General features: G+C 42.7%; 22 protein-coding genes and 4 tRNA genes. 25 read left to right on the top strand and 1 reads right to left on the bottom strand.

The window, feature by feature from the left end; all coding sequences use genetic code 11:
* Positions 1–44 precede the first annotated feature (44 nt).
* Complete coding sequence (murB, locus tag P3L44_RS19785; RefSeq protein WP_094963242.1) at positions 45–1,079, top strand: UDP-N-acetylmuramate dehydrogenase; 1,035 nt, start codon at positions 45–47, stop codon at positions 1,077–1,079.
* Entirely contained in the window at positions 1,076–2,050 is a 975-nt protein-coding gene (gene birA, locus P3L44_RS19780; RefSeq protein ID WP_140173006.1) for a bifunctional biotin--[acetyl-CoA-carboxylase] ligase/biotin operon repressor BirA, read from the top strand. Before murB ends, birA begins: the two co-directional genes overlap by 4 nt.
* Before the next feature lie 39 nt (positions 2,051–2,089).
* Here birA and coaA read toward each other — a convergent pair whose 3' ends face one another.
* A complete protein-coding gene (gene coaA, locus P3L44_RS19775; protein ID WP_004264367.1) occupies positions 2,090–3,040 on the bottom strand; it encodes a type I pantothenate kinase in 951 nt (316 codons plus the stop codon).
* A 426-nt stretch (positions 3,041–3,466) separates the two neighbouring features.
* Between coaA and P3L44_RS19770 the strand changes: the two genes are divergently transcribed.
* From P3L44_RS19770 to rpsH, 23 genes are all read left to right on the top strand, one after another.
* Positions 3,467–3,542 (top strand) — tRNA-Thr (locus tag P3L44_RS19770).
* A gap of 15 nt (positions 3,543–3,557) precedes the next feature.
* Positions 3,558–3,642, top strand: a tRNA-Tyr gene (locus P3L44_RS19765).
* Positions 3,643–3,717: 75 nt separating this feature from the next.
* Positions 3,718–3,792: transfer RNA gene (locus tag P3L44_RS19760), tRNA-Gly, on the top strand.
* A gap of 6 nt (positions 3,793–3,798) precedes the next feature.
* Positions 3,799–3,874 (top strand) — tRNA-Thr (locus tag P3L44_RS19755).
* 117 nt (positions 3,875–3,991) lie between these two features.
* Positions 3,992–5,176, top strand: a complete 1,185-nt coding sequence (gene tuf, locus P3L44_RS19750) for an elongation factor Tu (protein WP_215954249.1) — start codon at positions 3,992–3,994, stop codon at positions 5,174–5,176.
* A 273-nt stretch (positions 5,177–5,449) separates the two neighbouring features.
* The gene (gene bfd / locus P3L44_RS19745) at positions 5,450–5,650 is read left to right on the top strand and encodes a bacterioferritin-associated ferredoxin (RefSeq protein ID WP_140172941.1); all 201 of its coding nucleotides are present in this window, start codon (positions 5,450–5,452) and stop codon (positions 5,648–5,650) included.
* Positions 5,651–5,776: 126 nt separating this feature from the next.
* The gene (gene bfr / locus P3L44_RS19740; RefSeq protein WP_094963184.1) at positions 5,777–6,250 is read left to right on the top strand and encodes a bacterioferritin; all 474 of its coding nucleotides are present in this window, start codon (positions 5,777–5,779) and stop codon (positions 6,248–6,250) included.
* Between the two features lie 340 nt (positions 6,251–6,590).
* On the top strand, positions 6,591–6,902 hold the full coding sequence (gene rpsJ, locus P3L44_RS19735; RefSeq protein WP_001181005.1) for a 30S ribosomal protein S10: 312 nt from the start codon (positions 6,591–6,593) through the stop codon (positions 6,900–6,902).
* A 32-nt stretch (positions 6,903–6,934) separates the two neighbouring features.
* Positions 6,935–7,564: a 50S ribosomal protein L3 gene (rplC, locus tag P3L44_RS19730; protein WP_004265414.1), complete on the top strand. Its 630-nt coding sequence runs from the start codon at positions 6,935–6,937 to the stop codon at positions 7,562–7,564.
* A 16-nt stretch (positions 7,565–7,580) separates the two neighbouring features.
* The gene (gene rplD / locus P3L44_RS19725; protein WP_004265418.1) at positions 7,581–8,186 is read left to right on the top strand and encodes a 50S ribosomal protein L4; all 606 of its coding nucleotides are present in this window, start codon (positions 7,581–7,583) and stop codon (positions 8,184–8,186) included.
* Positions 8,183–8,485 (top strand): 50S ribosomal protein L23, encoded by a 303-nt coding sequence (gene rplW, locus P3L44_RS19720; protein WP_004265420.1) that lies wholly within the window; start codon positions 8,183–8,185, stop codon positions 8,483–8,485. The genes rplD and rplW overlap by 4 nt, the downstream gene beginning before the upstream one ends.
* Positions 8,486–8,504: 19 nt before the next feature.
* Positions 8,505–9,329, top strand: a complete 825-nt coding sequence (gene rplB, locus P3L44_RS19715; RefSeq protein WP_004265422.1) for a 50S ribosomal protein L2 — start codon at positions 8,505–8,507, stop codon at positions 9,327–9,329.
* Positions 9,330–9,343: 14 nt separating this feature from the next.
* Entirely contained in the window at positions 9,344–9,622 is a 279-nt protein-coding gene (gene rpsS / locus P3L44_RS19710; protein WP_004265426.1) for a 30S ribosomal protein S19, read from the top strand.
* A gap of 15 nt (positions 9,623–9,637) precedes the next feature.
* Positions 9,638–9,970, top strand: a complete 333-nt coding sequence (gene rplV / locus P3L44_RS19705) for a 50S ribosomal protein L22 (RefSeq protein WP_004265430.1) — start codon at positions 9,638–9,640, stop codon at positions 9,968–9,970.
* 17 nt (positions 9,971–9,987) lie between these two features.
* The gene (gene rpsC / locus P3L44_RS19700; RefSeq protein WP_004265433.1) at positions 9,988–10,689 is read left to right on the top strand and encodes a 30S ribosomal protein S3; all 702 of its coding nucleotides are present in this window, start codon (positions 9,988–9,990) and stop codon (positions 10,687–10,689) included.
* 12 nt (positions 10,690–10,701) lie between these two features.
* Complete coding sequence (gene rplP / locus P3L44_RS19695) at positions 10,702–11,112, top strand: 50S ribosomal protein L16 (protein WP_004265436.1); 411 nt, start codon at positions 10,702–10,704, stop codon at positions 11,110–11,112.
* A complete protein-coding gene (gene rpmC, locus P3L44_RS19690; RefSeq protein ID WP_004265442.1) occupies positions 11,112–11,303 on the top strand; it encodes a 50S ribosomal protein L29 in 192 nt (63 codons plus the stop codon). The genes rplP and rpmC overlap by 1 nt, the downstream gene beginning before the upstream one ends.
* A complete protein-coding gene (gene rpsQ, locus P3L44_RS19685) occupies positions 11,303–11,557 on the top strand; it encodes a 30S ribosomal protein S17 (protein WP_004265446.1) in 255 nt (84 codons plus the stop codon). The genes rpmC and rpsQ overlap by 1 nt, the downstream gene beginning before the upstream one ends.
* Positions 11,558–11,732: 175 nt before the next feature.
* Positions 11,733–12,104: a 50S ribosomal protein L14 gene (rplN, locus tag P3L44_RS19680; protein ID WP_004265449.1), complete on the top strand. Its 372-nt coding sequence runs from the start codon at positions 11,733–11,735 to the stop codon at positions 12,102–12,104.
* A 10-nt stretch (positions 12,105–12,114) separates the two neighbouring features.
* Positions 12,115–12,429 (top strand): 50S ribosomal protein L24, encoded by a 315-nt coding sequence (rplX, locus tag P3L44_RS19675; protein ID WP_004265452.1) that lies wholly within the window; start codon positions 12,115–12,117, stop codon positions 12,427–12,429.
* Positions 12,430–12,444: 15 nt separating this feature from the next.
* The gene (gene rplE, locus P3L44_RS19670) at positions 12,445–12,984 is read left to right on the top strand and encodes a 50S ribosomal protein L5 (protein ID WP_004265455.1); all 540 of its coding nucleotides are present in this window, start codon (positions 12,445–12,447) and stop codon (positions 12,982–12,984) included.
* A 12-nt stretch (positions 12,985–12,996) separates the two neighbouring features.
* Complete coding sequence (gene rpsN, locus P3L44_RS19665) at positions 12,997–13,302, top strand: 30S ribosomal protein S14 (protein WP_004265458.1); 306 nt, start codon at positions 12,997–12,999, stop codon at positions 13,300–13,302.
* A gap of 29 nt (positions 13,303–13,331) precedes the next feature.
* Positions 13,332–13,724: a 30S ribosomal protein S8 gene (gene rpsH, locus P3L44_RS19660; protein WP_004907134.1), complete on the top strand. Its 393-nt coding sequence runs from the start codon at positions 13,332–13,334 to the stop codon at positions 13,722–13,724.
* Positions 13,725–13,733 lie beyond the last annotated feature (9 nt).

The following is a 13,733-nucleotide window of genomic DNA, read 5'->3' as shown; positions in this document are numbered from 1 at the left end:
GATAGACTTATCTTATCTTTGTTTTATTTGTACTGAAGGCTGTAATGAACCTAACGTCTGAACTTAAATCATTTAATAGCTTTGGCATTCAAGCAAAAGCACTATCAATTGTTTTTGTGGATAACCAAGAATCTCTACTCCAGCAATGGAGCGAGGCTAAAAATCAGCAACTCCCAGTATTATTATTAGGAGGGGGAAGCAATGTTCTATTTGTTGAAGACTTTGCAGGTGTAGTAATCATCAATCAGCTAAAGGGTGTACAAATAACAGAAGATATCAGCTATTGGTATGTTCATGCTCAAGCAGGTGAAAATTGGCATCAATTACTTGAAACGTTATTGAGTGAAGGTGTTTGTGGTGCGGAAAATTTAGCGTTGATCCCAGGTTGTGTAGGTTCTGCGCCCATTCAAAATATTGGTGCTTATGGTTTAGAGCTAAAAGATATATGTCAGTATGTTGATGTACTTTCTCTAGATACAGGTAAAGTAACACGGCTAACAGCTGCAGAGTGTCAGTTTGGCTACCGTGATAGCATTTTTAAGCATGAATATCAATATGGCTATGTCATTATCAGTGTTGGGTTAAAACTTGCTAAAGAATGGACGCCTAAGCTTATATATGGTGACCTTGCTCAGCTTGACCCCAATACAGTAACACCAGAACAAGTATTTAACTCTGTATGCCAAACGCGTAGAAGTAAATTACCTGATCCGGCAATAACAGGTAATGCAGGGAGTTTCTTTAAAAATCCTATTATTTCAGCAGAAAAAGCACAAGCCATAAAAATAGCTTATCCTAATTGTCCTCAATATAACCAAGAAGATGGACGCGTAAAGCTAGCAGCAGGGTGGCTTATCGACCAATGTGGTCTGAAAGGACATGAAATCGGTGGTGCTGCGGTACATAAGCAGCAAGCATTGGTTTTAATCAATAAAAACCGAGCGACAGGGCAAGACATTGTCAATCTAGCAAAATATGTGAGTCAAAAGGTTTTAGAGCATTTTGGTATACATTTAGAACCAGAGGTCAGGTTTATCGGTAAAAATGGCGAAATCAACGCAATGGAATGTATTCAATGAAAGAAAGAAACACCCCACTAGATCTCATAAATATCTTGGCCGATGCGCAAGTGCATTCAGGAGAACAGCTAGGAGATAAACTAGGGATGACCCGCGCAGCGATCAATAAGCATATAAAAACGCTACGTTCGTGGGGAGTGAATGTACAAACGGTAACCGGTAAAGGGTATAAGCTACCTTATCCTATTAACCTACTTAACGAAGATACAATAAAACAGCGAGTTGATGACGTAAATATTATAGTTGAACCTGTTATTGATTCTACTAATCAGTACATGTTGGAGAGAATTACTGAATTACAGTCAGGGGATACGTGTCTTGCTGAGTATCAAAGTGCTGGGCGAGGTAGAAGAGGAAGGCAATGGATATCACCATTTGGATGTAACCTTTACTTATCCATGTACTGGAAATTAGACCAAGGTCCTGCGGCGGCAATAGGGTTAAGCTTAGTTGTTGGTATTGTTGTCGCTGAAACGTTAAATAAATTAATTGGTAATAAAGTCAAAGTCAAATGGCCTAATGACCTATATATGAATGATAAAAAGCTTGCAGGAATTTTGGTTGAATTAACGGGTAAAACAGGGGATGCAGCTCATATTATTATCGGTATTGGTATTAATATTGGCATGAATAAAGAAAATTCTGACAGTAGCGAAAACATAACTCAAGCCTGGTCCTCTCTATCTGACGAATTTGAAAATATAGAGAGAAATGAATTATCAGCAAATATAATTCAAGCTTTGAGGAATTCATTGGTTTTATTTGAAAAAGAAGGGCTAAAACCATTTTTAGAAAGATGGGTTGAGTTAGATAATTTTTTAAATAGAAATGTTAAGTTATTGATTGGTAACGAAATAATAACGGGAATTGAACGTGGGATTAATGAGCAAGGTGCATTATTGCTACAGAAGGATAATGGCGAAATAATTTCCTATATTGGTGGTGAAATATCCTTAAGACCAAATGAATAATATATTACTGGCCGGAGAGAAACCGGCCAATATAAATAATCACTTTCTTAATCTAACACTCTGAATAGAATGATTCTCACCTTTAGTCATAATTAAACTGGCTCTTTCCTTTGTTGGTAATATATTTTCTTCAAGGTTTAGCCCATTAATTTCATCCCAAATAGAGCTAGCAATATTAATTGCCTCTTCTTCCCTAAGTTTAGAATAACTATGGAAGTAAGAATCAGGATCTGAGAATGCACCTTGCCTAAATTTAAGGAACCGACCGATATACCATTGCTTTAATAATTCAGGTGCAGCATCAACATAAATGGAGAAATCAACAAAGTCAGATACAAATACATGATGGGGGTCTTGTGGATAATCCATATCACTTTGTAAGACATTCAGCCCTTCGAGTATTAAAATATCAGGTTGATCAATTACCTGTTCTTCATCAGGGACAATGTCATACGTTAAATGCGAATAAACCGGAGCCTTAACATTACGTGCACCTGATTTTATTTGTGACACGAAGTTGACTAGTTTTCGCATATCATAAGATTGCGGAAAACCTTTTTTCTTCATGATATTCCTATCTTTTAATACTTGATTAGGATGTAAAAAACCATCAGTTGTGATCAGGTCAACTTTACGGTGTTCAGGCCAACGAGTGAGTAGTGCTTGCAGTAAACGTGCTGTTGTACTTTTACCAACGGCCACACTACCTGCTATACCAATAATATAAGGCACTTTTGCGCCATTAGTTCCAAGGAATTGTTCTAGAACAGCCTGACGACGTAAGTTGGAACTAATATAAAAATTCAGTAAACGCGATAAAGGTAGATAAATTTCTATAACATCTTCCATAGAGAGTTCTTCGTTAATCCCTTTTAACTCTAGAAGTTCACTCGATGTTAATGTAAGCGGTACTGAATCACGTAAAGTTGCCCAGTGTTCTCTATCAAACTCTAAGTATGGCGTAGTAATAAAATTTTCTTTCTTTTTCATAAACCAACATCTGCCTATTTTATGCAGGTTGGACAGGTTGCCTAAACACCCGTATCCATAAAATTTGCTAGCATCATAGCGAGGGAAAGTGGGGAGGCGTAGGTTTTTTTCTATTTTTTATCAGTTTTTTTTGATGCAGGCAGAAAAAATGATACTGAGTGATGAAAAAAACACCTAAGAATAAGAGGGTAAAACTGTGATATCGAATAAAAAATAATGATTTTAAAAATTTTAAGCCTTTTTCTCCCTTTACTGACCAAATGATAATGGACTATAGTTAACAGCTGCTGTTGATGTTTTAAGCTTAAAACAGTTAAAAAATCAACAAAAATGCGAAAAGCGAACAAAATGTGAGCGAACAAACAAAAAAGTTAATTTTTTTGTTGCAACCTGCGCCGACTCTACCTAGAATGCGCAGCACTTGATGCCGGCATAGCTCAGTTGGTAGAGCAACTGACTTGTAATCAGTAGGTCCCGAGTTCGACTCTTGGTGCCGGCACCATTAAAAATTTGGATAGGTGGGATACCCAAGCGGCCAAAGGGAGCAGACTGTAAATCTGCCGTCACAGACTTCGAAGGTTCGAATCCTTCTCCCACCACCATCTCCAAGAAATTTTCTTAAGAGAAAATTTTGAGGAACAGTTTAACAGCTGATAACTCAGGTAGCCGAGTTCATTGCGGGCATCGTATAATGGCTATTACCTCAGCCTTCCAAGCTGATGATGCGGGTTCGATTCCCGCTGCCCGCTCCAAGATGTGCTGATATGGCTCAGTTGGTAGAGCACACCCTTGGTAAGGGTGAGGTCGGCAGTTCGAATCTGCCTATCAGCACCACTTCCTTTATGTTCTCACTTATCTCCCTGATTTGTCTCCTGAAAAAAACAAGCGAAATAATTCTTGCTTGGTTGATGTGGTTTAACCACCGATTCCGTGTCTTAGAGGGACAATCTAATGTCTAAAGAAAAATTTGAACGTTCAAAACCGCACGTTAACGTTGGTACTATCGGCCACGTTGACCACGGTAAAACTACTCTGACAGCAGCTATCACTACTGTTCTGGCAAAAACTTACGGCGGTGCTGCTCGTGCGTTCGATCAAATCGATAACGCACCAGAAGAAAAAGCGCGTGGTATCACCATCTCTACTTCACACGTAGAATACGATACTCCAACTCGCCACTACGCACACGTAGACTGCCCAGGACACGCCGACTATGTTAAAAACATGATCACTGGTGCTGCTCAGATGGACGGTGCAATTCTGGTTGTTGCTGCGACAGATGGCCCAATGCCACAAACTCGTGAGCACATCCTGTTAGGTCGTCAGGTTGGTGTTCCTTACATCATCGTTTTCCTGAACAAATGTGACATGGTAGACGACGAAGAGCTGTTAGAATTAGTCGAAATGGAAGTTCGTGAACTTCTGTCTCAATACGATTTCCCAGGCGACGACACTCCAGTTGTCCGTGGTTCAGCACTGAAAGCGCTGGAAGGCAACCCAGAGTGGGAAGCGAAAATTGTTGAATTAGCAGGCCACCTGGATACTTACATTCCAGAACCAGAGCGTGCAATTGACAAGCCATTCCTGCTGCCAATCGAAGACGTATTCTCAATCTCAGGTCGTGGTACAGTAGTAACAGGCCGTGTTGAGCGTGGTATCATCAAAGTTGGTGAAGAAGTTGAAATCGTTGGTATTCAAGACACGGTTAAAACAACTTGTACTGGCGTTGAAATGTTCCGTAAACTGTTAGACGAAGGTCGTGCAGGTGAGAACGTTGGTGTTCTGCTGCGTGGTACTAAGCGTGAAGAAATTCAACGTGGTCAAGTACTGGCGAAACCAGGTTCAATCAAGCCACACACTAAATTTGAATCAGAAGTTTATATTCTGAGCAAAGATGAAGGTGGTCGTCATACTCCATTCTTCAAAGGTTACCGTCCACAGTTCTACTTCCGTACAACTGACGTAACAGGTACTATCGAACTGCCAGAAGGCGTAGAGATGGTAATGCCAGGTGATAACATCAACATGATCGTTACCCTGATCCACCCAATCGCGATGGACGACGGTTTACGTTTCGCAATCCGTGAAGGTGGCCGTACTGTAGGTGCGGGTGTTGTTGCAAAAATTATTGCATAATACATAGCTTTATCTAGTTTTAAAAAAGGGCACCTTATTTAGGTGCCCTTTTGTTGTTATAAGCAAAATTTTGACTACATGAAATTACAGTATTACGTTGCTATATATTAGCCGAATTATTCATATTAAAAGTTATTTTTTCTTTTGATTTCATTTACTTGTGTAATTAATCGCTCAGTGGTAAATGATCTTTGTAAATCATTAGTAATGATAATTGAAATGCAAATCATTTTTATTTAAACTATCTGTATGTGATTTATACAGGTAAGCATCATGTACATCTGCCTTTGTGAAGCCATTACTGATAAACAGATCAGAAATGTCGCAAGAAAGTATCAAGTGACCTCACTAAAGGGTCTACGACAAATTCTGCCTGTAGGCTTAGAATGTGGAAAATGTATTCGGCAGACGAAGGCAATTTTATATGAAGAGCAAATGATTTTTGAGGATGCGTGCGCAACTGAAGTCGCATAGTATTTAATACCAGTCAAATTATTCCCACCATATTTATCACCTTTTGTTTAAATATATTGTGTAAAAATCACACTAACATCAATTTCAGTACTACACTTAAAAGACTGGAAGCGATGGAGGGTAGAAATGAAAGGCGATAAAAAAATGATAGCCCACCTAAATAAACTACTGGGCAATGAGTTAGTTGCAATTAACCAATATTTTTTGCATGCACGCATGTTTAAAAATTGGGGGCTTACACGTCTCAATGAGATGGAATATCACGAATCAATTGATGAAATGAAGCACGCAGATAAATATATAGAGCGAATTCTTTTCCTCGAAGGTATTCCTAACTTACAAGATCTTGGCAAATTGAATATTGGTGAAGATGTTGAAGAAATGCTGAAGTCAGATTTACAGCTTGAAATCGATGGGGCAAAAAATCTAAAGGAAGCTATTAAGTATGCAGATTCGGTTCATGACTACGTAAGTCGAGACCTGATGATTGAAATTTTAGCTGATGAAGAAAATCATATTGATTGGATAGAAACTCAACTAGAGCTGATTAATCGTTTGGGAATTCAAAACTATCTTCAAGCACAAGTTAAAGAAGAATAAAATCTTATTCCGTACTGTTGTTTTATTAAGTTAATAACTAACCTCAACCACTGTGTATTCCATGGTTGAGGTTTTTTTTATTACTCCCCTAGAAAATTCGCACATATTTTCCTCGATTGCTTGCGTTTCCCTATAATTTACGTATAATGCGCGGGCTTACTGATGAGTAAGCCCTATATTTTAGGACTGAAATATCAGTATTGAGTTAACGATTTGTTGCTCATTTAGACAATACTTCCGATTTGGAAGTTACATCAAGAACGATTACACTCTCCCATCAATCGAAATGGGCACGAGGAGTAATCATTTACGTTTATAAAATAGTTGGAGCTCTGGTCTCATGCAGAACCAAAGAATCCGTATCCGCCTGAAAGCTTTTGATCATCGTTTAATCGATCAATCAACTGCGGAAATCGTAGAGACTGCTAAGCGCACTGGTGCGCAAGTTCGTGGTCCTATCCCGCTGCCGACACGTAAAGAGCGTTTTACCGTTCTGATTTCTCCGCACGTTAACAAAGATGCGCGTGATCAGTACGAAATTCGCACTCACAAGCGTCTGGTTGACATCGTTGAGCCAACCGAAAAGACCGTTGATGCTCTGATGCGTCTGGACCTGGCTGCCGGCGTTGACGTGCAGATCAGCCTGGGTTAATCAGGTCGTCGAACGATTGAGAGGTTGAAACAATGAAAGGTTTAGTCGGTAAGAAAGTCGGTATGACTCGTATCTTCACTGAAGATGGCGTTTCTATACCTGTAACTGTTATCGAAATTGAAAATAACCGTGTTACTCAGGTTAAAACTGCAGAAACTGACGGTTATAATGCAATTCAGGTTACTACCGGTAGCAAAAAAGCTAATCGTGTAACTAAGCCTGAAGCAGGTCATTTCGCTAAAGCTGGCGTCGAAGCTGGCCGTATCCTGCGTGAATTCCGCATTGAAGACAGTGCAGAATACACAGTAGGTCAAAGCATTAGCGTTGAAATTTTCGCTGACGTTAAAAAAGTCGACGTTACTGGTACATCTAAAGGTAAAGGTTTTGCCGGCACAGTTAAGCGCTGGAATTTCCGTACTCAAGATGCTACTCACGGTAACTCCTTGTCTCACCGTGTTCCGGGTTCTATCGGTCAAAACCAGACTCCGGGCAAAGTGTTTAAAGGCAAGAAAATGGCAGGCCAACTGGGTAATGAACGTGTAACTGTTCAAAGCCTAGATGTAGTACGTGTTGACGCTGAGCGCAACCTGCTGCTGGTCAAAGGTGCTGTTCCAGGAGCAACTGGTAGCAACCTGATCGTAAAACCGGCTGTCAAGGCTTAACGTCGAGGAGATAGGAATGGAATTGGTAATGAAAGACGCGCAAAGCGCGCTGACTGTTTCCGAAACTACCTTCGGGCGTGATTTCAATGAAGCGCTTGTTCACCAAGTAGTTGTTGCGTATGCAGCTGGTGCTCGTCAAGGTACTCGTGCTCAGAAAACTCGTGCTGAAGTTTCTGGTTCAGGTAAAAAACCATGGCGTCAAAAAGGTACTGGCCGTGCACGTTCTGGTTCAGTAAAGAGCCCAATTTGGCGCTCTGGTGGTGTTAGCTTCGCAGCTAAACCACAGGACCACAGTCAAAAAGTTAATAAGAAGATGTACCGTGGTGCTTTAAAAAGCATCCTCTCTGAGTTGGTACGTCAAGATCGTCTGATCGTTGTCGAGAAGTTCTCTGTTGAAGCACCTAAAACTAAGTTGCTGGCACAGAAACTGAAAGATATGGCTCTGGAAGATGTTCTGATCATCACTGCTGAATTAGATGAAAATCTGTTTTTAGCAGCGCGTAACCTGTATAAGGTTGACGTTCGTGATGCAGCAGGTATTGACCCGGTTAGCCTGATCGCCTTCGACAAAGTGGTTATGACTGCTGATGCTGTGAAGCAAGTTGAGGAGATGCTGGCATGATCCGTGAAGAACGTCTGCTAAAAGTACTGCGCGCGCCGCATGTATCTGAAAAAGCTTCTACAGCGATGGAAAAAAGCAATACCATCGTTCTCAAAGTTGCGAAAGACGCGACTAAAGCAGAAATCAAAGCTGCTGTACAGAAACTGTTTGAAGTTGAAGTTGAAGGTGTTAACACTTTGCTGGTTAAAGGCAAAACTAAACGCCACGGTCAGCGTTTCGGTCGTCGTAGCGACTGGAAAAAAGCTTACGTCACGCTGAAAGAAGGCCAAAATTTGGACTTCATTAGCGGTGCTGAGTAAGTCGGAGGAGTAAAGAACAATGGCAGTTGTTAAATGTAAACCTACGTCTCCGGGCCGTCGCCACGTAGTTAAAGTGGTTAACCCTGAGCTGCATAAGGGTAAACCTTATGCTCCGCTGTTAGAAAAAAACAGCAAATCCGGTGGTCGTAACAACAATGGCCGTATCACTACCCGTCATATCGGTGGTGGCCATAAGCAGCATTATCGTTTAGTTGACTTCAAACGCAACAAAGACGGTGTTCCTGCAGTTGTTGAGCGTTTGGAATATGATCCAAATCGTTCTGCGAACATTGCACTGGTTCTATATAAAGACGGTGAACGTCGTTATATTCTTGCACCAAAAGGCCTGAAAGCTGGCGACCAGATTCAATCTGGTGTTGATTCAGCAATCAAAGCTGGTAACGCACTGCCGATGCGCAACATCCCTGTTGGTTCTACAGTTCATAACATCGAACTGAAACCAGGTAAAGGTGGACAGTTAGCGCGTTCAGCAGGTACTTACGCTCAAATCGTTGCTCGTGATGGTGCTTATGTCACATTACGTCTGCGTTCTGGTGAAATGCGTAAAGTTTTAGCTGATTGCCGTGCAACTCTTGGTGAAGTTGGTAACGCTGAACATATGTTACGTGTTCTCGGTAAAGCTGGTGCTAGCCGCTGGCGTGGTGTTCGTCCTACCGTTCGCGGTACTGCGATGAACCCAGTAGACCATCCACATGGTGGTGGTGAAGGCCGTAACTTTGGTAAACACCCAGTAACACCATGGGGCGTTCAAACCAAAGGTAAGAAAACTCGTAGTAACAAGCGTACTGATCAATTCATCGTACGTCATCGTTCTAAAAAATAATTAGAGGATAAACCATGCCACGTTCTCTCAAGAAAGGTCCTTTTATTGACCTGCACTTGCTGAAGAAGGTAGAGAAAGCGGTGGAAAGCGGAGACAAGAAGCCTCTTAAGACTTGGTCCCGTCGTTCAACGATCTTTCCTAATATGATCGGATTGACCATCGCTGTCCATAATGGTCGTCAGCATGTTCCAGTTTTCGTAACCGACGAAATGGTTGGTCACAAACTGGGTGAATTCGCACCGACTCGCACTTATCGCGGCCACGCGGCAGATAAGAAAGCTAAGAAACGTTAAGGATAGGAGGAAGAGATGGAAACTTTAGCTATGCATCGCCACGCTCGTTCTTCTGCCCAGAAGGTTCGCTTAGTTGCCGACCTGATTCGCGGTAAGAAAGTGTCGCAAGCTCTGGAAATTCTGACCTACACCAACAAGAAAGCTGCTGGTTTAGTGAAGAAAGTACTTGAATCTGCAATTGCTAACGCAGAGCAAAACGATGGCGCTGACATTGATGACCTGAAAGTTGCGAAAATTTTCGTAGACGAAGGTCCAACCATGAAACGCATCATGCCGCGTGCGAAAGGCCGTGCAGATCGTATTCTTAAGCGCACCAGCCACATTACTGTGGTTGTGTCCGATCGCTGAGACTCTGGAGACTAGCAATGGGTCAGAAAGTACATCCTAATGGTATTCGCCTGGGTATTGTCAAACCTTGGAACTCTACTTGGTATGCGAACACCAATGAATTCGCTGACAACCTAGACAGCGATTACAAAGTACGCCAGTACTTGAATAAAGAATTGGCAAAAGCGTCAATCTCTCGCATCGTTATCGAACGTCCTGCGAAAAGCATCCGTGTGACTATTCACACTGCTCGCCCAGGTATCGTTATCGGTAAGAAAGGTGAAGACGTTGAAAAACTGCGTAAAACAGTAGCGGATATCGCTGGTGTTCCTGCGCAAATCAATATCGCCGAAGTTCGTAAACCAGAACTAGACGCTAAATTAGTTGCTGACAGCATTTCTTCACAGCTGGAACGTCGTGTTATGTTCCGTCGTGCTATGAAGCGTGCAGTACAGAACGCAATGCGTCTGGGCGCTAAAGGTATTAAAGTTGAAGTCAGTGGCCGTTTAGGCGGTGCTGAAATCGCTCGTACCGAGTGGTATCGTGAAGGCCGTGTGCCACTGCACACATTACGTGCTGATATCGATTACAACACTTCAGAAGCGCACACCACTTATGGTGTTCTCGGCGTTAAGGTATGGATCTTCAAAGGTGAGATTCTGGGTGGTATGGCTGCTGTTGAACAAGCTGAGAAACCAGCTGCTCAACCTAAAAAGCAGCAGCGTAAAGGCCGCAAGTAAGGAGAGTCGCTGATGTTACAACCAAAGCGTACAAAATTCCGTAAGGTGCACAAAGGCCGCAACCGTGGTCTAGCGCAAGGTACGGATGTTAGCTTCGGCACTTTCGGTCTTAAAGCTGTTGGCCGTGGTCGTCTGACTGCACGTCAGATCGAAGCGGCACGTCGTGCTATGACCCGTGCTATTAAGCGTCAAGGTAAAATCTGGATCCGTGTGTTCCCAGACAAACCAATCACTGAGAAACCACTCGAAGTTCGTATGGGTAAAGGTAAAGGTAACGTAGAATATTGGGTTGCCTTAATTCAGCCTGGTAAAGTACTGTACGAAATGGACGGTGTGCCTGAAGAGCTGGCTCGTGAGGCATTCTCTCTGGCAGCAGCGAAACTGCCTATCAAAACCACCTTTGTAACTAAGACGGTGATGTAATGAAAGCACAAGAGCTGCGCGAAAAAAGCGTTGAAGAGCTGAATGCTGAACTTTTGAACCTGTTACGTGAACAATTTAATTTACGTATGCAGGCTGCAAGCGGTCAGCTGCAACAGTCTCATCTGTTGAAACAAGTGCGTCGCGATATCGCACGTGTGAAGACTTTACTGACTGAGAAGGCAGGTGCGTAATGAGCGATAAAATCCGTACTCTGCAAGGTCGTGTAGTTAGCGATAAAATGGAGAAATCTATTGTTGTTGCTATCGAACGTATGGTGAAACACCCTCTGTATGGTAAATTCATCCGTCGTACGACTAAATTGCACGTACATGACGAGAACAATGAATGTGGAATCGGTGACGTGGTAGAAATCCGCCAAACTCGTCCACTGTCTAAGACTAAGTCTTGGGCCTTAGTTCGCGTTGTAGAAAAAGCTGTTCTGTAATAGAATAACTTTTCTTGATGAATAAACGGCTCTTTTTGATTGAGCCGTTTATTTTTTTCTGTCCAACACGATGATGTGGTGTTATAATGCCGCGCCCTCGTAGTATGGGTATATTTGAACGGCCTCTTCATAATGAGGTGGCTCAGTAGTAGTTGACATTTAGCGGAGCACTAAAATGATCCAAGAACAGACTATGCTGAACGTGGCCGACAACTCCGGTGCACGTCGCGTAATGTGTATCAAGGTTCTAGGTGGCTCGCACCGTCGCTATGCACATGTAGGCGACATCATTAAAATTACTGTTAAAGAAGCAATTCCACGCGGTAAAGTTAAAAAGGGTGATGTCCTGAAAGCGGTAGTGGTGCGCACCAAGAAGGGTGTACGTCGCCCTGACGGTTCTGTCATTCGCTTCGATGGTAATGCTTGTGTGTTATTAAATAATAACAGTGAGCAAGTAATCGGTACGCGTATTTTTGGGCCGGTAACTCGTGAACTTCGTAACGAGAAGTTTATGAAAATTATCTCTCTGGCACCTGAAGTACTCTAAGGAGCGAACTATGGCAGCGAAAATCCGTCGTGATGACGAAGTTATCGTGCTAACTGGGAAAGACAAAGGTAAGCGCGGTAAAGTAAAGCAGGTTATTTCTTCTAGTAAAGTTATCGTTGAAGGTATCAATCTGGTTAAAAAACATCAGAAGCCTGTACCGGCTCTGAACCAACCAGGTGGCATCGTTGAAAAAGAAGCGGCTATTCAAGTTTCTAACGTTGCAATCTTTAACGCGGCAACTGGTAAGGCTGACCGTGTAGGCTTTAGATTCGAAGACGGCAAAAAAGTCCGTTTCTTCAAATCTAACAGTGAAACTATCAAGTAATTTTTGGAGTATACGATGGCGAAACTGCATGATTACTATAAAGACGAAGTAGTTAATAAACTCATGACCGAGTTTAGCTACACTTCTGTCATGCAAGTCCCTCGGGTCGAGAAGATCACCCTGAATATGGGTGTTGGTGAAGCGATTGCTGATAAAAAACTGCTGGATAATGCAGCAGCTGATTTAACAGCGATCTCAGGTCAAAAACCTTTGATCACCAAAGCACGCAAATCTGTTGCAGGCTTCAAAATCCGTCAGGGCTATCCAATCGGCTGTAAAGTAACCCTGCGTGGCGAACGCATGTGGGAGTTCCTTGAGCGTCTGATTTCTATTGCTGTACCACGTATTCGTGACTTCCGTGGCTTGTCCGCTAAGTCTTTCGATGGTCGCGGTAACTACAGCATGGGTGTTCGTGAACAAATCATCTTCCCTGAAATCGATTACGATAAAGTGGATCGCGTACGTGGTTTAGATATTACTATCACCACTACTGCGAAATCAGATGACGAAGGTCGCGCACTGTTAGCAGCGTTCAACTTCCCGTTCCGCAAGTAAGGCAGGGTACTCATGGCTAAGAAATCTATGAAAGCGCGTGATGTTAAACGTGCTAAATTAGCTGAGAAATTCTTCGCAAAACGCGTAGAACTGAAAGCTATCATCTCTGATGTTAAAGCATCTGATGAAGATCGCTGGGACGCTGTTCTCAAGCTGCAAACACTGCCACGTGATTCAAGTCCTTCTCGTCAGCGTAACCGCTGCCGTCAAACAGGGCGTCCGCACGGTTTCCTGCGGAAGTTTGGTCTGAGCCGTATTAAAGTCCGTGAAGCCGCTATGCGCGGTGAAATCCCGGGCCTTAAAAAGGCAAGTTGGTAATTCCATTTGAATCACGGGAGTAAAGACAGATGAGCATGCAAGATCCCATCGCGGATATGCTGACCCGTATCCGTAACGGTCAGGCCGCGAACAAAGTTGCGGTCACCATGCCTTCCTCCAAGCTGAAAGTGGCAATTGCCAAAGTGCTGAAGGAAGAAGGTTATATTGAAGATTTTAAAATTGAAGGCGACATCAAGCCAGAACTGGAACTGACTTTACGTTATTTCCAAGGTAAGGCTGTTGTAGAAAGCATTCAGCGTGTAAGCCGCCCAAGTCTGCGCATCTATAAGAAAAAAGATGAGCTGCCACAAGTTATGGCTGGTTTAGGTATCGCTGTTGTTTCTACCTCTAAAGGTGTCATGACTGATCGTGCAGCTCGCCAAGCTGGTCTTGGTGGCGAGATTCTCTGCTACGTAGCTTAATTCGGGAGG

This window comes from Providencia sp. PROV175 (assembly GCF_032707045.1).
Lineage (GTDB): Bacteria > Pseudomonadota > Gammaproteobacteria > Enterobacterales > Enterobacteriaceae > Providencia > Providencia hangzhouensis.
Note: the sequence above shows the minus strand (reverse complement) of the source record. Positions and strands in the feature narration are given on the sequence as shown.